Here is a 21,954-nt window from a genome sequence, read left to right as displayed (position 1 = left end):
TGCTCTGATACCCTGACTTTGCCTGAAGAAAATGAATTATTATAACGAGGATATTATGCATATTACCTACGATCTCCCGGTGACCATTGAAGATATTCAGGACGCCAGAAAACGACTGGCAGGCAAAATATATAAAACCGGCATGCCGCGCTCAAATTATCTCAGCGAACGCTGTAAAGGTGAGATATTCCTGAAGTTTGAAAATATGCAGCGTACTGGCTCCTTCAAGATCCGCGGTGCGTTTAATAAATTAAGTTCGCTGACCGAAGCTGAAAAACGTAAAGGTGTCGTTGCCTGTTCTGCAGGCAACCACGCGCAGGGCGTGTCGCTCTCCTGTGCAATGCTCGGTATCGACGGCAAAGTGGTCATGCCGATGGGCGCGCCGAAATCTAAAGTCGCCGCCACCCGTGACTACTCGGCTGAAGTGGTGCTGCACGGCGAAAACTTCAACGACACCATCGCCAAAGTCAGCGAAATCGTGGAGCTGGAAGGGCGCATTTTTATCCCACCGTATGACGATCCGAAAGTGATTGCCGGCCAGGGCACCATTGGTCTGGAAATTCTCGAAGATTTGTATGATGTGGATAACGTGATTGTACCCATCGGCGGTGGTGGTTTAATTGCCGGAATTGCAACGGCCATTAAATCCATCAACCCGACCATTAATATTATCGGCGTGCAGTCTGAAAACGTACATGGAATGGCCGCATCGTATCAGGCAGGAGAAATCATTAACCACCGCGTTACCGGGACATTAGCCGACGGATGTGATGTGTCTCGCCCGGGTAAATTAACCTTCGAGATTGTTCGTGAATTAGTCGATGACATTGTGCTGGTCAGCGAAGACGAAATTCGTAACAGCATGATTGCCCTCATTCAGCGAAATAAAGTGGTTACAGAAGGTGCTGGCGCACTGGCCTGTGCGGCGTTATTAAGCGGCAAGCTTGATCACTATATTCAGGGTCGTAAAACCGTCTGCATTATTTCCGGCGGCAATATCGATCTCTCCCGCGTATCCCAAATTACCGGCTTCGTTGACGCATAAAGGATGACCTATGAGCAACACAGAAAGCATTATCGTTGGCCAGACAAAAACGTCCTCCTGGCGTAAGTCTGATACCACCTGGACGCTTGGCCTGTTTGGAACCGCCATTGGCGCAGGTGTGCTGTTCTTCCCGATTCGCGCAGGCTTCGGCGGCTTGATTCCTATCCTGCTGATGCTGGTTCTCGCTTTCCCGATTGCGTTTTATTGCCACCGGGCGCTGGCACGCCTGTGTCTGTCCGGCAGTAACGTGTCTGGCAACATCACCGAAACGGTGGAAGAGCATTTTGGTAAGACCGGTGGGGTGGTAATCACGTTCCTCTACTTCTTCGCCATTTGCCCGCTGCTGTGGATTTACGGCGTCACCATTACGAACACCTTTATGACCTTCTGGGAAAACCAGCTCCAGCTGCCCGCGCTTAACCGCGGCGTGGTGGCGCTGTTCCTGCTGCTGATGATGGCCTTTGTTATCTGGTTTGGTAAAGACCTGATGGTGAAGGTGATGAGCTTCCTGGTGTTCCCGTTTATCGCCAGCCTGGTGCTGATTTCCCTGTCGCTGATCCCTTACTGGAACTCGTCGGTGATTGACCAGGTCAATCTGAGTGATATTGCGTTTACCGGGCATGACGGCATTCTGGTGACGGTCTGGCTGGGGATCTCCATCATGGTCTTCTCCTTCAACTTCTCGCCCATCGTCTCCTCGTTTGTGGTCTCGAAACGTGAAGAGTACGAACCCGAGTTCGGTAAAGCGTTTACCGAGCAGAAATGTTCCAAAATCATCGGTCGCGCCAGCTTGCTGATGGTTGCGGTGGTGATGTTCTTCGCCTTTAGCTGCCTGTTCACGCTCTCGCCGCAGAACATGGCCGATGCCAAAGCGCAGAATATTCCCGTGCTCTCTTACCTGGCGAACCACTTTGCGACCATGTCAGGCACTAAATCAACGTTTGCCACGGTGCTGGAATACGGTGCCTCCATCATTGCGCTGGTCGCTATCTTCAAATCCTTCTTCGGCCACTATCTGGGCACGCTGGAAGGGCTGAACGGCCTGATCCTGAAGTTCGGTTATAAGGGCGATAAGAAGAAAGTCTCCGTAGGCAAACTGAACACCATCAGCATGGTATTCATCATGGGGTCGACCTGGGTCGTTGCCTATGCCAACCCGAACATTCTCGACCTTATCGAAGCCATGGGGGCGCCAATCATCGCCTCTCTGCTGTGCCTGTTGCCGATGTATGCCATTCGTAAAGCGCCGGCAATGGCGAAATATAAGGGCAGACCCGAAAACATCTTCGTCACGGTTGTGGGCCTGCTGACCATCCTGAACATCGTCTACAAACTGTTCTAAACCCTGGCTCAGGAAGAGCGGAGTAACACCATGATTGAGTTTCCGGTTGTATTGGTTATTAACTGCGGATCGTCCTCTGTTAAGTTTTCAGTACTCGATGCCAGCAGCTGTGATGCCCTGATGACGGGCATTGCAGACGGGATTAACACTGAAAAAGCCTTTATTTCCGTGAACGGGGGTGAGCCAGCCAGACTGGCTCACCATGACTACGAAGGGGCGCTGGCAGCCATCGCCCTGGAGCTGGAGAAGCGTGACCTGATGAGCAGCGTGGCCCTGATTGGCCATCGTATTGCGCACGGCGGCGACCTCTTCAGCGAGTCGACCCTTATCACGGAACAGGTTATTGAGCAGATCCGTCAGGTTTCCTCGCTGGCACCGCTGCATAACTACGCCAATTTAAGCGGCGTCGAGGCAGCCGAACGCCTGTTTCCGGGCATACAGCAGGTGGCGGTGTTTGACACCAGCTTCCACCAGACGCTGGCCCCGCAGGCCTATCTGTACGGGCTGCCGTACCGCTATTTTGAAGAGCTTGGCGTGCGGCGCTATGGCTTCCACGGGACGTCCCACCGCTACGTTGCCGGGCAGGCGCATGCCTTGCTCGGGATTTCGCCTGAGGACAGCGGGCTGGTGATTGCCCATCTCGGCAACGGGGCATCCATCTGCGCGGTACGCAATGGTGAGAGCGTGGATACCTCCATGGGCATGACGCCGCTGGAAGGGCTGATCATGGGGACCCGCTGTGGCGACGTTGATTTCGGCGCCATGGCCTGGATAGCCCAACAGACCGGACAGTCATTTGAGGATCTGGAACGCGTCGTCAATAAAGAGTCCGGCCTGCTGGGGATCTCGGGAATATCCTCCGATCTGCGAACCCTCGAAAAGGCCTGGCATGAGGGACATCAGCGGGCACAGCTGGCGATCCAGACCTTTGTTCACCGTATCGCACGGCATATTGCCGGGCACGCGGCGTCGTTACACCGCCTGGACGGTGTGGTGTTCACAGGCGGGATTGGTGAGAACTCCAGACTGATCCGCACGCTGGTGGCGGAACACCTGGCCGTCTTTGGCATCACCCTCGATGAAGCCAAAAATGCCCTGCCGGGCAGCGCAGGTGAGCGTGTGATCACCACCGATTCGTCCCGCGTGGCCTGCGCGGTGATCCCAACCAACGAAGAAAAAATGATCGCGCTGGATGCCCTCCGTCTTGGGAAGGTCACTCCGGCTGCGGCTTATGCCTGACAGAGCGAGAAATTCATGAAAGTAGCAATCGATACGCGCGTTGCCCCTTACAGCGACGCATGGGCCGGGTTTCGCGGTGAAGAATGGAAAGACACCGTCAACGTGCGCGATTTTATTCAGCATAACTATACCCCTTATGAAGGCGACGAAACTTTCCTCGCGCAGGCGACGCCAGCAACGACGGCGCTCTGGGAGAAGGTAATGGTGGGCATTCGTCAGGAGAATGCCACCCATGCGCCGGTGGATTTTGACACCAACATTGCCACCACCATCACGGCCCACGGACCTGGCTATATTGACCAGCAGCTGGAGACGATCGTCGGCCTGCAAACCGATAAGCCGCTCAAACGTGCGCTGCATCCGTACGGCGGGATCAATATGATCCGCAGTTCATTCGAAGCCTATGGCCGCGAGATGGATCCGCAGTTCGAATATCTCTTTACCGAACTGCGCAAAACCCATAATCAGGGTGTCTTTGACGTTTACTCCCCCGAGATGATGCGCTGTCGTAAATCAGGCGTGCTGACCGGGCTACCGGACGGCTACGGACGCGGGCGCATCATCGGCGATTACCGCCGCGTGGCGCTGTACGGCATCCGCTATCTGGTGCACGAGCGTGAGCGCCAGTTCGCGGATCTGCAGGGCAAACTCGAACGGGGTGAAGATCTGGAGGCGACGATCCGCCTGCGTGAAGAGCTGGCGGAACACAAACGCGCACTGCTGCAGATCCAGCAGATGGCAGCGAACTATGGCTTCGATATTTCTCGCCCGGCGATGAATGCGCAGGAAGCGGTACAGTGGGTTTACTTTGCCTATCTGGCCGCGGTGAAATCCCAGAACGGCGGGGCGATGTCGCTGGGACGCACGGCTTCGTTCCTGGATATTTATATCGAACGCGATATGCAGGCGGGTCGCCTGAGTGAGATCCAGGCGCAGGAACTGATCGATCATTTCATCATGAAGATCCGCATGGTGCGCTTCCTGCGTACTCCGGAATTCGACACGCTCTTCTCCGGCGATCCTGTCTGGGCCACCGAAGTGATTGGCGGAATGGGGCTGGATGGCCGCACGCTGGTCACCAAAAACAGCTTCCGTTACCTGCATACCCTGCACACGATGGGACCTGCACCGGAGCCAAACCTGACGATCCTGTGGTCCGAACAACTGCCCGTCGCATTCAAGAAGTACGCTGCACAGATGTCGATCGACACCTCGTCGCTGCAGTATGAGAACGACGACCTGATGCGCGTGGATTTCAACAGCGACGACTACGCCATTGCCTGCTGCGTCAGCCCGATGGTGATCGGCAAGCAAATGCAGTTCTTTGGCGCCCGCGCTAACCTGGCGAAAACGCTGCTGTATGCGATCAACGGCGGGGTGGATGAGAAGCTGAAGATCCAGGTCGGGCCGAAAACCGCGCCGCTGCTGGATGAGGTGCTGGATTACGACACCGTGATGGCGAGCCTGGATCACTTTATGGACTGGCTGGCGGTGCAGTACATTAGCGCGCTGAATCTCATTCATTACATGCACGATAAGTACAGCTACGAAGCCTCGCTGATGGCGCTGCACGACCGGGACGTTTACCGCACCATGGCCTGCGGTATCGCCGGGCTGTCGGTGGCGGCGGACTCGCTGTCCGCCATCAAATACGCCACGGTAAAACCCGTACGCGACCATACCGGCCTGGCGGTCGATTTTGTGATTGAAGGGGACTACCCGCAGTACGGTAACAATGATGACCGCGTGGACAGCATTGCCTGTGACCTGGTGGAACGCTTTATGAAGAAAATTCAGGCGCTGCCGACCTACCGCAACGCGGTGCCGACCCAGTCGATCCTGACCATTACGTCGAATGTGGTCTACGGCCAGAAGACCGGCAATACGCCGGACGGACGCCGCGGCGGTACGCCATTCGCACCGGGCGCGAACCCGATGCACGGACGAGACAGGAAAGGGGCGGTGGCCTCGTTAACCTCCGTCGCTAAGCTGCCGTTCACCTATGCGAAAGACGGGATCTCTTACACCTTCTCCATCGTGCCTCAGGCGCTGGGCAAGGATGAGAGGGTGCGCAAAACCAACCTTGTAGGGCTGCTGGACGGGTATTTCCACCACGAAGCGGCCATTGAGGGGGGACAGCACCTCAACGTTAACGTCATGAACCGGGAGATGCTGATGGAGGCGATTGAGCACCCGGAGAACTATCCCAACCTGACCATTCGTGTCTCAGGGTATGCGGTGCGCTTTAATGCGCTGACGCGCGAGCAGCAGCAGGACGTGATCTCAAGGACGTTTACCCAGGCACTGTGATCGTCGTCTGAAACAGGCCCCCTTTGGTTAAGGGGGGTTTTTTGTCCGCGGAACATACAAAAATGTTTATATAATTACTCACACATCTTCATCCGCTTCTGAAAAACAATGCGCCTGCTTTTCCCCTGAAACAGTATATAAGGACAGTAAGATGATGAAAATGACCCGTATCACCCTGGTTGCTGCCTCGCTGGTGGCGTGCAGTTTTGCCGCACAGGCCGCTGACGTTGAAGCTGCCCCCTCTCCGGCGCAGGATCCGCTGGTGCAACACCTCAAGCTGAGCAACGATCAGATTAAGAAGATCGACGCGCTGCATCAGACGCTGGAACAAAATGTCAACAAGATCCCGATGACCGGCGTGAAAGACGGTGCGCTGATCGAGATGTTCCAGACCGGGAAATGGGATGAAAGCACGGTGAAAAACCAGCTTGCCGCATTCAGTAAAATTGAAGAGCAGACCCGCTATTACCGCGTCAAATACTACTTTGATGTCAGCCAGGTTCTGACAGCGGAGCAGCGTAAACAGGTGAAAACCGATATGGCGAACGCGCTGGCTAACTGATGACACACCCGCGCATGTCGCGGGTTTTTTATTTCTTGATCGGCATCACTTTTAGAAAAACCCATCGATTATTTATCATCTCAGAGTATTTATTTCTCTCGCTTGCGAAAAGCCTTATAAATATTGTGACTTTTTTCTCCCGCTCTCCACGTATGATTTGTCCATTCCAATAACACACACCTGCAGCAGTCTGGCTCATTATCGCTGGTGGTCAGAATCCCATAAAAACAACTGGTTACCCTACAAAATAAGCGAGTGCCTTATGGATACGGCAACAAACAGCAGTGTGATTGTGAACGATTCACCCGCGGCAAAGCGGGCAGGGATGAGTGAAAGCGAGTGGCAGGAGGCCATAAAATTCGACAGCACCGATACGGGCTGGGTCATCATGAGTATCGGAATGGCCATCGGCGCGGGGATTGTTTTTCTCCCGGTACAGGTGGGGCTGATGGGACTGTGGGTGTTTCTGCTTTCGTCAGTGATTGGCTATCCGGCCATGTACCTGTTTCAGCGGCTGTTTATTAACACGCTGGCAGAATCGCCGGAGTGCAAAGATTATCCAAGCGTCATCAGCGGCTACCTCGGTAAGAACTGGGGCATTTTATTAGGTGCGCTCTATTTCGTGATGCTGGTTATCTGGATGTTCGTCTACTCCACCGCCATCACCAACGACAGCGCCTCCTATTTACACACCTTCGGCGTGACGGAGGGGCTGCTCTCTGAAAATCCGTTCTACGGTCTGTTCCTGATCTGCATCCTGGTGGCGATCTCCTCCCGTGGCGAGAAACTGCTGTTTAAAGTCTCCAGCCTGATGGTGCTGACCAAGTTATTTGTGGTGGCGGCGCTCGGGTTGTCGATGATTGGCCTCTGGCATTTAGCCAACGTGGGCATGCTGCCACCCGTGGGGCTACTCATTAAAAACGCGATTATCACGTTGCCGTTTACCTTAACGTCGATTCTGTTTATTCAGACATTAAGCCCGATGGTGATCTCCTATCGTTCACGCGAAAGATCGGTTGAAGTGGCGCGCCATAAAGCGCTGCGGGCGATGAACATCGCCTTCGCGATCCTCTTCGTGACGGTCTTTTTCTACGCGGTCTCGTTCACCCTGGCAATGGGGCATGATGAGGCGGTCAAAGCCTACGAACAGAATATTTCCGCACTGGCAATTGCCGCGCAGTTTATCAGTGGCGACGGTGCCGGCTGGGTCAAAATTGTCAGCGTTATCCTGAATATTTTTGCCGTCATGACCGCGTTCTTCGGCGTGTACCTGGGCTTTCGTGAAGCGACGCAGGGCATTGTAATGAACATTCTGCGCCGCAAAATGCCGGCAGAGAAAATCAACGAAAACACCGTACAGCGCGGCATCATGCTGTTTGCCATTCTGCTGGCATGGAGCGCGATTGTGTTAAACGCGCCGGTACTGAGCTTCACCTCTATTTGCAGCCCAATCTTCGGCATGGTGGGGTGTTTGATTCCGGCGTGGCTGGTCTACAAAGTGCCGGCGCTGCACAAATATAAAGGCGTGTCGCTGGTGATCATTATCATCACCGGTCTGCTGCTGTGTGTTTCTCCTTTCCTCGCGTTTTCTTAAGGGCAAACAAGGTCGTAACGATGTCAGAGCAAACTCAATCTTTATGGAATCAATTTATTCGGGCGGTGCAGGAGGAAGTTAAACCTGCACTGGGGTGTACCGAGCCGATCTCTCTGGCGCTGGCTTGTGCGATGGCCGCGGAGCTTCTGCCGGGTGACGTCACACAGATTGAGGCGTGGGTTTCACCGAATCTGATGAAAAATGGCCTTGGCGTGACGGTACCTGGCACCGGGATGGTCGGGTTGCCGATTGCGGCGGCGCTGGGGGCCATTGGCGGCAACGCGCACGCCGGGCTGGAGGTACTGAAGGATGCCACTGCCGATGCGCTGGTGCGTGCCAAAGCGCTGCTGGACGCTGGACAGGTGCAGGTCAAGCTGCAGGAGCCGTGCGATGACATCCTCTACTCCCGCGCCTGCGTTCACGCCGGACAGGCCTCGGCGATGGTGACCATCGCCGGTGGGCATACGCGGGTGGTGGAGATTGTCTGTCAGGGCGAAACCCGCTTTACGCTTGATTCTCAACCCGATGAGAGGAACGACGATCCGCTGGCGGTACTTTCAAACGCCACGCTATCGCAGATCCTTGAGTTTGTGGAGCAGGTGCCGTTTGACGCGATCCGCTTTATCCTGGCTGCCGGACAATTAAATGATGCGCTCTCCCGTGAAGGTTTAAGCGGAAAATGGGGGCTGCACATTGGCGCGACGCTCAATAAGCAGCGCGCTCGCGGATGGATAGCGCAGGACCTGGGCTCGGACATTGTCATTCGCACCAGTGCGGCCTCGGACGCCCGAATGGGCGGGGCGACGCTGCCGGCAATGAGCAATTCCGGATCGGGCAACCAGGGGATCACGGCCACCATGCCGGTTGTGGTGGTGGCGGAACATGTCCAGGCGGATGATGAACGCCTTGCCCGGGCGCTGATGCTTTCACACCTTTCGGCTATTTATATCCACGCCCAGCTTCCGCGCCTGTCGGCGCTGTGTGCGGCTACCACGGCGGCGATGGGGGCGGCGGCAGGCATGGCCTGGCTGATGGGCGGAAGCTATCAGACGCTCTCAATGGCAATCAGCAGCATGATTGGCGATGTCAGCGGGATGATCTGCGATGGCGCGTCCAACAGCTGTGCCATGAAGGTCTCAACCAGCGTCGGCAGTGCCTGGAAAGCGGTGATGATGGCGCTGGATGATTCGGCGGTAACGGGCAATGAAGGGATTGTGGCGCACGATGTGGAGCAGTCGATCGCGAACCTGTGTTCGCTGGCGTGCCGCGCCATGCAGGCGACGGACCGGCAGATTATTGAGATTATGGCACGTAAAGTGTAACGGTTTCCTCTCTCCCCGCCGGGGAGAGAGGATTATCGGGTGTTAAACCGGTAAATCAATTAACAGCGCGCGCAGCGGCGAATCAGCAACCAGCGTGATATTCGCTTCGTCGCGAATAAACGCCCCGTCACCGCAGGTGAGCGCTTCTTTCTCTTCCGTATGCGTCACCGCATGCACCGTACCGTGAATCGATTGCAGATAGGCGCGCGGACCATGAAGCTGGAAGCTCGCCTGTTCCCCTTTCTTCAGTTCGATATGGTGCAGCCACACCTGCTGGCGCAACTGCAGGCTGCCTTGACTGCCGTCCGGGGAGGCTATCAGCTGCTGCCTGTCGCCCGTCAAATCTAACTTCTGTACCAGCGGGTTTTCCCGCTCAGGGCAGGCATCCAGCCACAGCTGCATACGGGTCAGCGTTTTATCTTTGCTGAGGTTATGCTCGCTGTAACTGATGCCCGGCTGCGTGGAGATTAATAATGCTTCGCCGGCCTTCGCCTGGACATGATTGCCCTCGCTGTCGCGGTATTCTGCTTCGCCTTCCAGGATCAGGTTCAGGATATCGACTTTCGGGTACGTACGCGGCTGGAAGGACGCGCCTGGGGCGAGCACTTCCTGATTCAATACGCGCAGTGAAGCGTAACCGAGCAGTTTAGGGTCAAAGTAGTGTCCAAAGGAAAAGGTGTAGCGGGCCTGCAGCCAACCGAAATCGGCTTGTCCGCACTGTTTAGCTGTTCTTGTCGTAATCATAAACTTGACCTCTCTTTACACTAAACAATGGTAAAGGTATGGACGCTTCATTGTTAGCCAGATATTCTGCCCGGTATGTTCAAATTTCCTGAATGAGAACGAGATGGCTAAAGAGAGAGCATTGACGCTTGAGGCGCTTCGCGTCATGGACGCAATTGACCGGCGTGGCAGTTTTGCCGCGGCGGCAGATGAACTGGGGCGCGTTCCGTCTGCGCTCAGCTATACCATGCAGAAGCTGGAGGAAGAGCTGGACGTGGTGCTCTTTGACCGCTCCGGTCATCGAACAAAATTCACTAACGTCGGACGGATGCTGCTGGAGCGTGGTCGCGTCCTGCTGGAAGCGGCGGACAAGCTGACGACGGACGCCGAAGCGCTGGCGCGCGGCTGGGAAACCCATCTGACGCTGGTGACGGAAGCGCTGGTGCCCACCGAGGCGCTGTTCCCGCTGGTGAACCGGCTGGCCGATAAAGCAAACACCCAGTTATCGATCATCACCGAGGTGCTGGCCGGGGCCTGGGAGCGACTGGAGACGGGCAGGGCGGATATCGTCATTGCCCCGGACATGCACTTCCGTTCCTCATCTGAAATCAACTCCCGCAAGCTCTACAGCGTGATGAACGTCTATGTCGCCGCACCGGATCACCCGATTCACCAGGAGCCGGAGCCGCTCTCGGAAGTGACGCGGGTGAAATACCGCGGGGTCGCGGTCGCAGATACCGCACGCGAGCGTCCGGTGTTAACGGTGCAGTTGCTGGATAAACAACCGCGTCTGACCGTCACATCGCTTGAAGACAAACGTCAGGCGTTGCTGGCGGGCCTGGGCGTGGCAACGATGCCGTATCCGTTTGTCGAAAAAGATATTGCAGAAGGGCGGCTACGCGTGGTCAGCCCGGAGTACACCAGCGAAGTGGACATCATTATGGCGTGGCGGCGCGACAGCATGGGTGAGGCCAAATCGTGGTGCCTGCGCGAAATACCCAAGCTCTTTGCCCATCACAACAAATAAAAAATCGAGCCCGGTACGCGAAACGCCACCGGGCTTTGTTTTATGCGTTGAGTTTTGGATCGGGCCCGAAGCGGTTTTCGCCCGGCGTGCCGGCCTGACAGTTGAAGACCAGAATGACCAGCCAGCCCACAATCGGGATCAGCAGCAGCAGTAACCACCAGGCTGAACGATCGGTATCGTGTAGCCGTCGGAACAGTACGGCCCATGAGGGAAGCAGGACCAGCAGGCCGTAAATCGTGGTGAGAACACCTTCACCGCCGGCTCGTTCCCAGCCAAGAATTTTATCGATAATGCCCAGCACCATGATGAGGATGAAGTTCACCAGAACGAACATCCAGTACTCTTTACGGCGAGCGCGGCCACCAAATCCAATGTAGTTGCGCAGTACTTTTAAATACCAGTCCATTTTCCTTGCCTCATTAGTCAGTCAATCACTTGTTTTTTAAGCGATCGAGGTAAGGATAGATGGAGATTGTGAATTAAAAAAGGGCATCAATTGATGCCCTTGATATTTATCCGAAACGCACGTCGCGACCGTGCGGTTCATCCAGGTCCTGCCACGGACCCACAGAGATAATACCCGTCGGGTTGATGGTCTTATGGCTGCGGAAATAGTGGGTGCGGATATGGTTGAAATCGACCGTTTCAGCAATGCCCGGCATCTGATAAATATCGCGCAGGAAACCGTACAGGTTCAGGTAATCGCTGATGCGGTGTTTATCACACTTGAAGTGGGTGACATACACAGGATCAAAGCGAACCAGCGTTGTCCACAGACGAATGTCTGCTTCCGTCAGGCGGTCGCCCGTCAGGTAGCGATGCTGGCCGAGGATCTGCTCAAGACGCTCCAGCGATTCAAACACTTTTCCCACCGCGTCGTCATACGCTTCCTGGCTGGTGGCAAAGCCGGCCTTGTACACACCGTTATTCACGTTGTCGTAAATCCAGCTGTTCAGCTCATCAATCTTATCGCGCAGCTCAACCGGATAGTAATCCCCGGCGCGGGCCCCGTGGGCATCAAACGCGGTGTTGAACATGCGGATGATCTCTGCGGACTCATTGCTGACAATGGTCTGGTTTTTCTTGTCCCACAGCACGGGTACGGTCACGCGTCCGGTGTAGTGCGGATCGGCGCGCAGATAGAGCTGATAGAGAAAATCGTGGTGGTAGAGGTCATCACCGGTGGCGGCCGGGAAATCACTGTCAAACGTCCAGCCGTTTTCCAGCATCAGGGGGTTGACCACCGAAACCGGAATTAAGGATTCGAGTCCTTTCAGCTTGCGCACAATCAGCGTGCGGTGCGCCCACGGGCAGGCCAGAGAAACATAGAGATGATAACGGTCTTTCTCAGCCGCAAAGCCGCCTTCGCCGCTTGGGCCCGGTGCGCCATCGGCGGTTAGCCAGTTACGGAAGGCCGAAACAGAGCGCTTGAAGCGTCCCCCGGTGGATTTGGTGTCATACCAGACATCCTGCCAGACGCCGTCTACGAGTTGTCCCATTTTTTTCTCCTCCGTCAATAAGCAAAAGCGAGGAGATATCTCCTCGCTTTGTGTTCATTCAGTATAGCGTGCTTACCACTTCTTATTCAGAACGCGGTCGATGCTGTATGCGCCTGGGCCAGTGATGGCCAGCAGCAGGAAGCCACCCGCGATGGTCAGGTTTTTCATGAACATCAGAGAGTTCACGCCTTCCGCAAAGTTACTGTGGAAGATGAACGCCGTCAGCAGGGTGAAGCCTGCGGTAAACAGTGCAGTGGTGCGGGTCAGGAAGCCGAACAGAACCGCCAGGCCGCCGCCGAACTCAAGGAGAATAGTCAGTGGCAGCAGGAACCCGGGAACACCCATGGCTTCCATGTATTGCTGCGTGCCCGCATAACCGGTGATTTTGCCCCAGCCTGCGGTGATAAACAGAACCGGCATCAGAATACGCGCTACCAGAACACCAACATCTTCTAATTTTTTCATTTTACTCTCCAGGAAACCACATCAGCGGCTGAACTTTATTTGTGTGCAAATTCGGGTAGATACCGCGTCTTTGCTGTCGATGGAGAGGAGTGTAAACGGGGCAGATGGGAATTGTTAGCAAGGAAAACTGTCAATCTTCTTCAAAGATATTGAGTAACGGGGAAGGGGGAAAGTGTGCCGGGTAAGCGAAACGCTACCCGGCATAAGAACTAACGCAGCTGTTGTTGACGAATCGTCGCTTTCACCAGACGCCAGGCGCTCCAGGCACCAAAGCCGCGGCGGGCCCAGCGGATCAGCATATTTGGATGACGAACCGTCCAGATAGCCATCACGCTGCTTCCGACCAGCGCCCATGAGCGCAGGCTCAGGAAGGTATTCCAGCCCCGGTCAAAACGACGCGTCGCGTCAACCCAGTCGCGACGACTGGCAGACAAATCCAGCCGTTGCTGCTGGATCTGACTGAGCAGGAATGCTTTTCGCTTCTGACGTTCGGCTTTATCGCTCACGGCTTGTCATCCTCCAGCAGGGCGCGATCGTTGGCCAGTTCCTGGCGCGTATGGCGCAGGAAAGTGGATTTGCGTGCTTTACGCATCGTCCATATGCCGCCAATCAATGCCGCAACCAGCAGAACAACGGTGGTGGCAATCATCGCGTTGAGTCGATATTGCGGGTCAATGGCCCAGATGATTAACACCATCAGGCTCATCAGACCAAACGCGGCGAAGAGCATGGTAAGCCCGAGCATCAGCAGCATCTGGAAAAGGTTCGCTTTCTCCTCTTCCAGTTCAACCACTGCCAGTCGGACGCGCGTTTCGGCAATCCCGACCAGCGTCGTCAGAATACGCTGGCCGATGCCGAGGACGTTATTAGCAGGCCCTTGTGCGTGACGAGGATCTTCCATATTAACGACGCGTCAGGAGGACACCCAGTACCACACCTACCGCGGCACCAATCCCTACACCCGTCCACGGATTATCGCGAACATATTCGTCCGCGCGAGCTGCCGCTTCGCGGGTCTGTTTCGCCAGTGCATCACCGGTTTCACCCAGGCGATAACGGCTCTCTTTCAGCGCCTGCTCAGCTTTGCTGCGCAGTTTGCTGACCTCTTCTTTTGACTTATCTGCAGAGGAGTTCAGCACCTCTTCCAGGGTATCGGCCAGGGATTTCAGTTCAGCGCGCAGATTTTCAGACGTCGTATCTTTTGACATGATTCTCTCCTGTTGAGATTTCCGTTAACTCAATAATCGCGAGCTTCCAGCGCTTTCAGGTCGTCCTGCGCTTCTTTCAACTTCTTCTCGCGCTTAGCAATTTTTTCCGCATCCCCTTTCTCTTTCGCTTCCTGCAGGTCGTGACGGCGCTCGGCTATCTCGTCCTTCTGTTCAGCGATTTTTTTCTGGTGATCGGCACGTAGCTTGCTGTCAGAACAGTTCGCTTTCACTTCGCTCAGCGCTTTTTTGAGACCCTCAACACGATGCTGATTGTTATGCTTTTCGGCATAACTGATCTCACGCTGAATATCCTGTTCTTTCTCCTGACAGAGAGAGTTGGCGAAGGACGCTGTGCTTAAAGAAAAAAGGGCCAGAGCCAGAGTAATGCGGAATTTCATTATCGAAACCTTCCATTGTGTTGCGGCGTGAGCCGCTATCCAGAGTCAAGCGGAGTACATTCATGGGGTGCTCCGCGTACTTAAGCATAGTAAGTAAACGGGGGATTCACCAAAGTGAGTGAAAAGATTCGGAATCCTGGTAATTATCCAAATCTATGCGACGAATCGCGAATCAATGACAGCCAGGCTGCAGGCTGGTTGTCATCTTCCTGCTGGGCAATGATATAACCGTGCGGCAGCGTACGGTCGAGCACCACTTTCGCGGCGGCACTCTGCGCGCGGGAATCAAACTTAATCAGTAAAACATCGTCCTGCGGGGTGATGCTCTTAAAGCGGATGCCGTTGGCATCAAGATGATGCCACACCGAAAAACCGTCAGGCACGCTGACACCCTGACTCACCGGGCGAATGGCCAGCGTCGATTCCTGATGCGAAAGCGTCGTCCAGGCCAGGAACATGAGGCTGAGCAAGCCCAGGGCAATCATGGCCACGGCAAAACGGCGCACGGCGAGCGGTGAGATAACCATCGTTAACCTCTGGCCCCGTATTTCTTCTTCCACAGCACCACCAGCGAGCCGACCAGACCAAAGACCAGCAGAACCACCGGTAACAGCATCAGGCAGGACATGAGCTGATCTTCATATTTCATGAAGACCGGCGTTTTGCCCAGCGCATAGCCCAGCGTGGTCAGGATCAGAACCCACAGCAGGCCGCTCATCCAGTTGAAGAACTGGAAACGGGTGCTGCTTAATCCGGAAAGACCCGCAATGGTAGGCAGCAGGGTGCGTACAAAGGCGATAAAGCGGCCGATCAGGAGCGCGGAAAGCCCGTGCTTATGGAAAAGATGGTGCGCCCGCTGGTGATAATGCGCAGGAAGGTGGGAGAGCCAGTTCTGCACCAGACGCGTATTGCCCAGCCATCGTCCCTGGATATAGCTCACCCAGCAGCCAAGGCTGGCGGCGATGGTCAGTAATAAAATGGTTTGCGGAAAGGCCATTGCCCCTTTGGCACACAGCACGCCGACGAGCACCAGTAAGCTGTCGCCAGGTAAAAAGGCGGCAGGCAGTAAACCGTTCTCAAGGAACAGAATCATAAATAAGACGAAGTAGAGCATGCCAATCATGGAAGGGTTGGCCAGCGTTTCAAAATCCTGCGCCCAGAGGGCATGCAGTAGTTGGGTCAAAAGTTCCATTCAGTGTTCCTGGAAATCGGTTAACGTCACGCCTGTTATCCGGGACAAACAGCACGGCGACATTGTTGTGATTTCATTATGGTCGCTCGCGGACACATTGAGGTGTGGCCAACACTGTTCCCTGTTAATTGGCTGGTTAGCAAGCACTAACTTACAAAATAACGAATTGAATCCAATTGTAACAAAGCCCAAGGTTCTGCGTCACAGAATTTGCAGGGGTGAGATGATTTTGGCGTAAGCCATGGAGGGGAGCGAGGGGATTTACAAAGGCTGACACTATATATGTTTTGCTTACCCACCTCTGCCAGAAGGCGCAGCGAAGCGCCTGCCAGCGAAAAGGTAAACTATTTTGCCGCACTGGCTGCCGTATCGAGATGAACGACAGGATTATCGGCAAAAAGATAGCGGTCAGCGTTAAATTCGAAGTCATCACTGGTTTCATTGAACAGCATCTGCTTGGTGTTTTCCAGGTGCTGCCACATGGCCAGTTTTGCCGCATGGGGATCTTTGCGAATCAGCGCTTTAAGGATCTGATCGTGATCGTCGCACCAGTTATCCACGGTGCGGGAATCGATGTGATCGTGCAGTTTTTTCCAGTACGGGTTGTGAACGCGCTGAGTCCACATTTTTTCCACGATTGCCGCCAGCGCCGTGTTTTGCGTTGCCAGCGCGACCTGCACGTGGAACTGCAGGTCCCACTCTGAATCACGGAAACATTTTTCCTTGCGCGCGTTTTCCTGGATTTCCATCAGCTTCATGATGTCCTGCTTGGTCACCTGAGTCGCTGCAAATTCCGCAATATTGCTTTCGATAAGCTGGCGCGCCTGGAGCAGTTCAAACGGACCGTAGCTGGCGAATTCGAGACTTTCGTCGGCGACCGGGGAGTGTTTCGGCTGATTAGAAATCACGTGAATGCCGGAGCCTTTGCGAACTTCAACGTAGCCTTCCACTTCCAGCATGATAATCGCTTCACGCACCACGGTGCGGCTTACACTTTTTTCATCAGCGATAAAGCGCTCAGCGGGGAGTTTATCACCGACAAGGTAGACACCTTGCTCGATGCGATCTTTCAGCTCGGCAGCAAGTTGTTGATATAAACGACGTGGTTCGGTGATTTCCATATGCGCTCCAGGCAGGGTACGGCGGATTATTTGTTATACCACTTTTGCGTGCCAGTCTCCAGATTTTGCCATGAAAAAAGCCGCCCGGAGGCGGCTTCTGTGACATCAGGAGGGGCGCTAACTTTGCGTTGCCGGTCCCCCCAGGGACTCTTTTAGCACCTCTTCTGCCGACTTACTTTTCAGCACCGTCCAGATAACCACTGCACCCATCAGGTCGAAGATAGCCAGTACGGCAAACAGCGGGCTGAAGCCAATGGTGTCCGCCAGCGCACCCACCACCAGAGCAAACAGGGTGCTCGCCGTCCAGGCAGCCATACCGGTCAGGCCGTTAGCGGTAGCCACTTCGTTACGCCCGAAGACGTCAGAAGAGAGCGTAATCAGCGCGCCGGACAGTGACTGGTGAGCAAAACCACCGACGCACAGCAGGGCGATTGCCACATACGGGCTGGTGAAGAGGCCGATCATGCCCGGGCCAATCATCAGCACTGCGCCCATCGTCACGACCATTTTACGGGAAACGATCAGGTTCACGCCAAACCAGCGCTGGAACAGCGGTGGCAGATAACCGCCCACGATACAGCCCAGATCGGCAAACAGCATTGGCATCCACGCGAACATCGCAATCTCTTTCAGGTTAAAGCCATAGACCTTAAACATGAACAGCGGGATCCAGGCGTTGAAGGTCCCCCAGGCGGGTTCGGCGAGGAAGCGCGGCAGGGCGATACCCCAGAACTGACGGGTACCCAGAATCTGCCAGACCGTCATTTTTTTGCCGTTGTTGGTCTGATGCTGAGCTTCCTGACCCCCAATGATGTATTCGCGTTCGTCTTCAGACAGTTTTTTCTGATCGCGCGGGTGTTTATAGAAAATCAGCCACGCCATGGCCCACGCAAAGCTCAGTACACCAGAGATAATGAACGCCATCTGCCAGCTGTGCATCACGATAGCCCACACCACCAGCGGTGGTGCAATCATCGCACCGATGGAAGAACCGACGTTGAAATAGCCGACGGCAATAGAACGCTCTTTCGCCGGGAACCACTCAGAGCTGGCTTTCAGCCCGGCCGGGATCATTGCCGCTTCCGCTGCACCTACCGCACCACGTGCCAGCGCCAGACCGCCCCAGCTGCCTGCCAGCGCCGTGGCGCCGCAGAAAATAGCCCAGGCGATGGCGAAGAAGGCGTAGCCGATTTTGGTCCCGAGAATATCCAGAACATAGCCTGCGACAGGCTGCATGATGGTGTAAGCCGCGGAATAAGCAGCAATGATGTAGGAATATTGCTGAGTGGAGATATGCAGCTCTTCCATCAACGTCGGGGCTGCGGCTGCCACGGTGTTACGTGTCAGGTAGCCCAGCACGGTGCCTAACGTCACCAGTGCGATCATATACCAACGTAACCCTTTAATTTTACGCATCTAAAACCTCATCGTTATGTTAATTCCGTGCCTTGCACGGCAACCTCTCGACCGTGTCCGGGAGCGGTTGTGTAACGGGAGGGGCTTAACCGGGAGATGTCCCGGAACGGCCCGAACCTTGCCATAAGTAAGCGTGCATAAGTCGGTATCCGTACCGTTAAAACCGATGTTTTCACACCGGGAATGCATTCCGTCGGCTTAGTGTTTGCGACGGCGAAAAGATAACTTGTCATACAACTTTAAAAGGTGAGTGACATCACAAATGCATGATTATTTGTAGGGACATTATGTGTTACGGATAAAGCCAGTTCTGGCGCGGCCTGGCGAAGGGTTTACCTCATTTGAGGTAATTAATTTGTCTGCGTTTATTGATCTAACTCACGAAAAAATGTTCTGTCTCTGGAAATTGGTGTGATAACTTTGCAGCATCTGAGCATAAGCTTTCTGACGCTCTCGTTACGAGGAAGACGATAATGACACCGTTTATGACCGAAGATTTTCTGTTAGATACCGAATTTGCTCGCCGCCTGTACCACGACTACGCCAAAGACCAGCCAATTTTCGACTACCATTGCCATTTACCGCCGCAGCAGGTTGCCGAAAATTACCGTTTCAAAAACCTGTATGACATCTGGCTGAAAGGTGACCACTACAAATGGCGTGCGATGCGTACCAACGGCGTGGCTGAGCGCCTGTGTACCGGTGATGCAAGCGACCGCGAGAAGTTTGACGCCTGGGCGGCGACCGTTCCGCACACCATCGGCAACCCGTTATATCACTGGACGCACCTTGAGCTGCGCCGTCCGTTCGGCATCACCGGAAAGCTGCTCTCCCCGGCTACCGCCGATGAAATCTGGGATCGGTGCAATGAATTACTGGCGCAGGATACCTTCTCCGCCCGCGGCATCATGAAGCAGATGAACGTGAAGATGGTGGGGACCACTGACGATCCGATTGACTCCCTGGAACATCACGCTGTGGTCGCCCGCGATACCTCGTTTGATATTAAAGTGCTACCAAGCTGGCGTCCGGATAAAGCCTTTAATATCGAACAGGCGACGTTCAATGATTACATGGCGAAGCTGGCGGAAGTGTCTGACACCGACATTCGTCGTTTTGCAGACCTGCAGAGCGCGCTGACCAAACGTCTGGACCACTTCGCGGCACACGGCTGTAAAGTCTCTGACCACGCGCTGGATGTGGTGATGTTTGCGGAATCAAATGAAGCTGAGCTTGATAGCATTCTGGCACGTCGCCTGTCCGGTGAATCCCTGAGCGAGCACGAAGTGGCACAGTTCAAAACGGCGGTGCTGGTCTTCCTCGGTGCGGAATATGCTCGCCGCGGTTGGGTGCAGCAATACCACATTGGTGCCCTGCGCAATAACAACCAGCGTCAGTTTAAACTGCTGGGCGCGGACGTGGGCTTCGACTCCATCAACGATCGCCCGCTTGCTGAAGAACTCTCTAAGCTGCTGAGCAAACAGAACGAGCAAAATCTGCTGCCAAAAACCATCCTCTACTGCCTGAACCCGCGCGATAACGAAGTGCTGGGTACCATGATCGGTAACTTCCAGGGTGAAGGTATGCCAGGCAAGATGCAGTTCGGTTCCGGCTGGTGGTTCAATGACCAGAAAGACGGGATGGAGCGTCAAATGACGCAGCTGGCACAGCTGGGTCTGTTAAGCCGCTTTGTGGGCATGTTGACCGACAGCCGTAGCTTCCTTTCTTACACGCGCCACGAATATTTCCGCCGCATTCTGTGCCAGATGATTGGCCGCTGGGTGACCGCGGGTGAGGCCCCTGCCGATATTCAGCTGCTGGGCGAAATGGTGAGAAACATCTGCTTTAACAATGCGCGCGACTACTTCGCCATTGAACTGAACTAAGGCCGTTTGAGGTTGATATGCAATACATCAAAATCCATTCGCTGGATAACGTTGCCGTCGCGCTGGCGGATCTGGCCGAAGGTGAAGTTGTCACCGTTGATAACCAGGCGGTAACCCTGCGTCAGGCGGTGACTCGCGGGCATAAGTTTGCCGTGAAGCCGATCGCCCAAGGAGACAACGTTGTTAAATACGGTCTCCCGATTGGTCATGCGCTGGCGGATATTGCGCCGGGTGAGCATATTCATTCCCACAACACCCGCACCAATCTGAGCGATCTGGACGAGTACAGCTATCAACCTGATTTAGCGGCGGAAGAAGCGCAGGCGGCGGATCGCGAGGTACAGATCTACCGCCGGGCGAACGGTGAGGTGGGGATCCGCAACGAGCTGTGGATCCTTCCCACCGTCGGCTGCGTGAATGGGATCGCGCGTCAAATCCAGACGCGTTTCCTGAAAGAGACCCACGACGCCGAAGGTACGGACGGTGTGCACCTGTTCAGCCACACCTACGGCTGTTCTCAGCTTGGCGACGACCACATCAACACCCGCACCATGCTGCAAAACATGGTCCGCCACCCGAACGCGGGCGCGGTGCTGGTGATTGGCCTGGGCTGCGAGAACAATCAGGTGGATGCGTTTCGCGACACGCTGGGTGAGTTTGACCCCGAGCGCGTGCACTTTATGGTGTGTCAGCACCAGGATGATGAAGTGGAAGCGGGCATTGAGCACCTTCACCAGCTGTATGAGGTGATGCGTCACGACAGGCGTGAGCCGGGCAAGCTGAGTGAGCTGAAGTTCGGCCTGGAGTGCGGCGGGTCTGATGGCCTGTCCGGGATCACCGCGAACCCGATGCTGGGCCGCTTCTCAGATTATGTGATCGCCAACGGCGGTACGACGGTGCTGACAGAAGTGCCGGAAATGTTCGGCGCTGAACGTATTCTGATGAGCCACTGTCGCGACGAAGAGACGTTTGAGAAGACCGTCACCATGGTGAACGACTTCAAACAGTACTTTATCGCCCACAACCAGCCGATTTATGAAAACCCGTCTCCGGGTAACAAAGCGGGCGGGATCACCACGCTTGAAGAGAAGTCTCTCGGTTGCACGCAAAAAGCGGGTGCCAGCCCGGTGGTTGATGTCCTGCGCTACGGTGAACGTCTGAAAACGCACGGTCTGAATTTGCTCAGCGCACCGGGTAACGATGCGGTTGCGACCAGCGCGCTGGCCGGCGCCGGCTGCCACATGGTGCTGTTCAGCACCGGGCGCGGGACACCGTACGGTGGCTTTGTGCCGACGGTCAAAATCGCGACCAACAGCGAGCTGGCAGCGAAGAAAAAACACTGGATCGACTTTGATGCAGGCCAGTTGATCCACGGTAAAGGGATGCCGCAGTTGCTGACGGAATTCGTGGATACCATTGTGGAGTTTGCCAACGGCAGACAGACCTGTAACGAGAAGAATGACTTCCGCGAACTGGCGATCTTCAAGAGTGGCGTGACGCTGTAAGTGTGGTGCGGGTGATGCCCTCACCCCTGTGGAGAGGGTCAAACACTAAAACGGCAACCTTCGGTTGCCGTTTTGCTTTACGTTTGTCACCGGGCTTTTG

The 21,954-nt window shown here is 55.1% G+C and carries 22 protein-coding genes; 10 read left to right on the top strand and 12 right to left on the bottom strand.

Features of this window, described 5'->3' with window-relative positions:
• Window positions 1-55: 55 nt before the first annotated feature.
• From tdcB to BJ887_RS10845, 7 genes are all read left to right on the top strand, one after another.
• Complete coding sequence (gene tdcB / locus BJ887_RS10875; protein WP_020883567.1) at window positions 56-1,045, top strand: bifunctional threonine ammonia-lyase/L-serine ammonia-lyase TdcB; 990 nt, start codon at window positions 56-58, stop codon at window positions 1,043-1,045.
• 10 nt (window positions 1,046-1,055) lie between these two features.
• Window positions 1,056-2,387, top strand: coding sequence for a threonine/serine transporter TdcC (tdcC, locus tag BJ887_RS10870; protein WP_121339860.1), 1,332 nt, complete (start codon window positions 1,056-1,058; stop codon window positions 2,385-2,387).
• Window positions 2,388-2,417: 30 nt separating this feature from the next.
• Complete coding sequence (gene tdcD, locus BJ887_RS10865; protein ID WP_121339859.1) at window positions 2,418-3,626, top strand: propionate kinase; 1,209 nt, start codon at window positions 2,418-2,420, stop codon at window positions 3,624-3,626.
• A gap of 15 nt (window positions 3,627-3,641) precedes the next feature.
• Window positions 3,642-5,936, top strand: coding sequence for a formate C-acetyltransferase (gene pflB, locus BJ887_RS10860; protein WP_014171739.1), 2,295 nt, complete (start codon window positions 3,642-3,644; stop codon window positions 5,934-5,936).
• A gap of 151 nt (window positions 5,937-6,087) precedes the next feature.
• Window positions 6,088-6,498 (top strand): Spy/CpxP family protein refolding chaperone, encoded by a 411-nt coding sequence (locus BJ887_RS10855; protein ID WP_079231655.1) that lies wholly within the window; start codon window positions 6,088-6,090, stop codon window positions 6,496-6,498.
• Between the two features lie 262 nt (window positions 6,499-6,760).
• Window positions 6,761-8,092 (top strand): amino acid permease, encoded by a 1,332-nt coding sequence (locus BJ887_RS10850; RefSeq protein WP_079231656.1) that lies wholly within the window; start codon window positions 6,761-6,763, stop codon window positions 8,090-8,092.
• Window positions 8,093-8,112: 20 nt separating this feature from the next.
• On the top strand, window positions 8,113-9,414 hold the full coding sequence (locus BJ887_RS10845; RefSeq protein WP_020883571.1) for a serine dehydratase subunit alpha family protein: 1,302 nt from the start codon (window positions 8,113-8,115) through the stop codon (window positions 9,412-9,414).
• 42 nt (window positions 9,415-9,456) lie between these two features.
• Here the strand turns inward: BJ887_RS10845 and BJ887_RS10840 are convergent, their stop codons facing one another.
• On the bottom strand, window positions 9,457-10,158 hold the full coding sequence (locus BJ887_RS10840; protein ID WP_014171735.1) for a pirin family protein: 702 nt from the start codon (window positions 10,156-10,158) through the stop codon (window positions 9,457-9,459).
• Window positions 10,159-10,261: 103 nt separating this feature from the next.
• On the opposite strand from BJ887_RS10840, the gene BJ887_RS10835 reads away from it, so the two are divergent.
• On the top strand, window positions 10,262-11,164 hold the full coding sequence (locus BJ887_RS10835) for a LysR family transcriptional regulator (RefSeq protein WP_014171734.1): 903 nt from the start codon (window positions 10,262-10,264) through the stop codon (window positions 11,162-11,164).
• 40 nt (window positions 11,165-11,204) lie between these two features.
• On the opposite strand, the gene BJ887_RS10830 is transcribed toward BJ887_RS10835, so the two are convergent.
• From BJ887_RS10830 to BJ887_RS10780, 11 genes are all read right to left on the bottom strand, one after another.
• A complete protein-coding gene (locus BJ887_RS10830; protein WP_014171733.1) occupies window positions 11,205-11,570 on the bottom strand; it encodes a DUF805 domain-containing protein in 366 nt (121 codons plus the stop codon).
• 106 nt (window positions 11,571-11,676) lie between these two features.
• A complete protein-coding gene (locus tag BJ887_RS10825; RefSeq protein WP_020883573.1) occupies window positions 11,677-12,663 on the bottom strand; it encodes a glutathione S-transferase family protein in 987 nt (328 codons plus the stop codon).
• Window positions 12,664-12,735: 72 nt separating this feature from the next.
• The gene (locus tag BJ887_RS10820) at window positions 12,736-13,128 is read right to left on the bottom strand and encodes a DoxX family protein (protein WP_006178691.1); all 393 of its coding nucleotides are present in this window, start codon (window positions 13,126-13,128) and stop codon (window positions 12,736-12,738) included.
• 209 nt (window positions 13,129-13,337) lie between these two features.
• Window positions 13,338-13,634: a YqjK-like family protein gene (locus BJ887_RS10815; RefSeq protein WP_020883574.1), complete on the bottom strand. Its 297-nt coding sequence runs from the start codon at window positions 13,632-13,634 to the stop codon at window positions 13,338-13,340.
• Window positions 13,631-14,029, bottom strand: a complete 399-nt coding sequence (locus BJ887_RS10810) for a phage holin family protein (RefSeq protein ID WP_013098867.1) — start codon at window positions 14,027-14,029, stop codon at window positions 13,631-13,633. The genes BJ887_RS10815 and BJ887_RS10810 overlap by 4 nt, the downstream gene beginning before the upstream one ends.
• Window position 14,030: 1 nt before the next feature.
• A complete protein-coding gene (locus tag BJ887_RS10805; RefSeq protein ID WP_003862645.1) occupies window positions 14,031-14,336 on the bottom strand; it encodes a YqjD family protein in 306 nt (101 codons plus the stop codon).
• A 29-nt stretch (window positions 14,337-14,365) separates the two neighbouring features.
• On the bottom strand, window positions 14,366-14,734 hold the full coding sequence (locus BJ887_RS10800) for a DUF1090 domain-containing protein (protein ID WP_014171729.1): 369 nt from the start codon (window positions 14,732-14,734) through the stop codon (window positions 14,366-14,368).
• 143 nt (window positions 14,735-14,877) lie between these two features.
• The gene (mzrA, locus tag BJ887_RS10795) at window positions 14,878-15,261 is read right to left on the bottom strand and encodes an EnvZ/OmpR regulon moderator MzrA (protein ID WP_020883575.1); all 384 of its coding nucleotides are present in this window, start codon (window positions 15,259-15,261) and stop codon (window positions 14,878-14,880) included.
• A gap of 2 nt (window positions 15,262-15,263) precedes the next feature.
• Window positions 15,264-15,926 carry a DedA family general envelope maintenance protein YqjA gene (gene yqjA / locus BJ887_RS10790; protein ID WP_014171727.1) on the bottom strand — a complete coding sequence of 221 codons (663 nt, stop codon included), beginning with the start codon at window positions 15,924-15,926 and terminating at the stop codon, window positions 15,264-15,266.
• Window positions 15,927-16,270: 344 nt separating this feature from the next.
• A complete protein-coding gene (exuR, locus tag BJ887_RS10785; RefSeq protein WP_014171726.1) occupies window positions 16,271-17,047 on the bottom strand; it encodes a transcriptional regulator ExuR in 777 nt (258 codons plus the stop codon).
• A 117-nt stretch (window positions 17,048-17,164) separates the two neighbouring features.
• Window positions 17,165-18,463 carry an MFS transporter gene (locus BJ887_RS10780; protein WP_014171725.1) on the bottom strand — a complete coding sequence of 433 codons (1,299 nt, stop codon included), beginning with the start codon at window positions 18,461-18,463 and terminating at the stop codon, window positions 17,165-17,167.
• Window positions 18,464-18,936: 473 nt separating this feature from the next.
• Between BJ887_RS10780 and uxaC the strand changes: the two genes are divergently transcribed.
• Both uxaC and BJ887_RS10770 read left to right on the top strand, forming a co-directional pair.
• A complete protein-coding gene (gene uxaC, locus BJ887_RS10775) occupies window positions 18,937-20,349 on the top strand; it encodes a glucuronate isomerase (protein ID WP_040018780.1) in 1,413 nt (470 codons plus the stop codon).
• Window positions 20,350-20,366: 17 nt separating this feature from the next.
• On the top strand, window positions 20,367-21,854 hold the full coding sequence (locus BJ887_RS10770) for a UxaA family hydrolase (protein WP_121339858.1): 1,488 nt from the start codon (window positions 20,367-20,369) through the stop codon (window positions 21,852-21,854).
• Window positions 21,855-21,954 lie beyond the last annotated feature (100 nt).

The organism is Enterobacter sp. WPR_3_1, from assembly GCF_003635055.1.
Classification (GTDB): Bacteria; Pseudomonadota; Gammaproteobacteria; order Enterobacterales; family Enterobacteriaceae; genus Enterobacter; species Enterobacter ludwigii.
Note: the sequence above shows the minus strand (reverse complement) of the source record. Positions and strands in the feature narration are given on the sequence as shown.

Coding starts and splice junctions, on each gene's coding strand:
- tdcB (WP_020883567.1), top strand. CDS start 56: ATGCATATTACCTACGATCTCCCGGTGACCATTGAAGATATTCAGGAC.
- tdcC (WP_121339860.1), top strand. CDS start 1,056: ATGAGCAACACAGAAAGCATTATCGTTGGCCAGACAAAAACGTCCTCC.
- tdcD (WP_121339859.1), top strand. CDS start 2,418: ATGATTGAGTTTCCGGTTGTATTGGTTATTAACTGCGGATCGTCCTCT.
- pflB (WP_014171739.1), top strand. CDS start 3,642: ATGAAAGTAGCAATCGATACGCGCGTTGCCCCTTACAGCGACGCATGG.
- BJ887_RS10855 (WP_079231655.1), top strand. CDS start 6,088: ATGATGAAAATGACCCGTATCACCCTGGTTGCTGCCTCGCTGGTGGCG.
- BJ887_RS10850 (WP_079231656.1), top strand. CDS start 6,761: ATGGATACGGCAACAAACAGCAGTGTGATTGTGAACGATTCACCCGCG.
- BJ887_RS10845 (WP_020883571.1), top strand. CDS start 8,113: ATGTCAGAGCAAACTCAATCTTTATGGAATCAATTTATTCGGGCGGTG.
- BJ887_RS10840 (WP_014171735.1), bottom strand. CDS start 10,158: ATGATTACGACAAGAACAGCTAAACAGTGCGGACAAGCCGATTTCGGT.
- BJ887_RS10835 (WP_014171734.1), top strand. CDS start 10,262: ATGGCTAAAGAGAGAGCATTGACGCTTGAGGCGCTTCGCGTCATGGAC.
- BJ887_RS10830 (WP_014171733.1), bottom strand. CDS start 11,570: ATGGACTGGTATTTAAAAGTACTGCGCAACTACATTGGATTTGGTGGC.
- BJ887_RS10825 (WP_020883573.1), bottom strand. CDS start 12,663: ATGGGACAACTCGTAGACGGCGTCTGGCAGGATGTCTGGTATGACACC.
- BJ887_RS10820 (WP_006178691.1), bottom strand. CDS start 13,128: ATGAAAAAATTAGAAGATGTTGGTGTTCTGGTAGCGCGTATTCTGATG.
- BJ887_RS10810 (WP_013098867.1), bottom strand. CDS start 14,029: ATGGAAGATCCTCGTCACGCACAAGGGCCTGCTAATAACGTCCTCGGC.
- BJ887_RS10805 (WP_003862645.1), bottom strand. CDS start 14,336: ATGTCAAAAGATACGACGTCTGAAAATCTGCGCGCTGAACTGAAATCC.
- BJ887_RS10800 (WP_014171729.1), bottom strand. CDS start 14,734: ATGAAATTCCGCATTACTCTGGCTCTGGCCCTTTTTTCTTTAAGCACA.
- mzrA (WP_020883575.1), bottom strand. CDS start 15,261: ATGGTTATCTCACCGCTCGCCGTGCGCCGTTTTGCCGTGGCCATGATT.
- yqjA (WP_014171727.1), bottom strand. CDS start 15,926: ATGGAACTTTTGACCCAACTACTGCATGCCCTCTGGGCGCAGGATTTT.
- exuR (WP_014171726.1), bottom strand. CDS start 17,047: ATGGAAATCACCGAACCACGTCGTTTATATCAACAACTTGCTGCCGAG.
- BJ887_RS10780 (WP_014171725.1), bottom strand. CDS start 18,463: ATGCGTAAAATTAAAGGGTTACGTTGGTATATGATCGCACTGGTGACG.
- uxaC (WP_040018780.1), top strand. CDS start 18,937: ATGACACCGTTTATGACCGAAGATTTTCTGTTAGATACCGAATTTGCT.
- BJ887_RS10770 (WP_121339858.1), top strand. CDS start 20,367: ATGCAATACATCAAAATCCATTCGCTGGATAACGTTGCCGTCGCGCTG.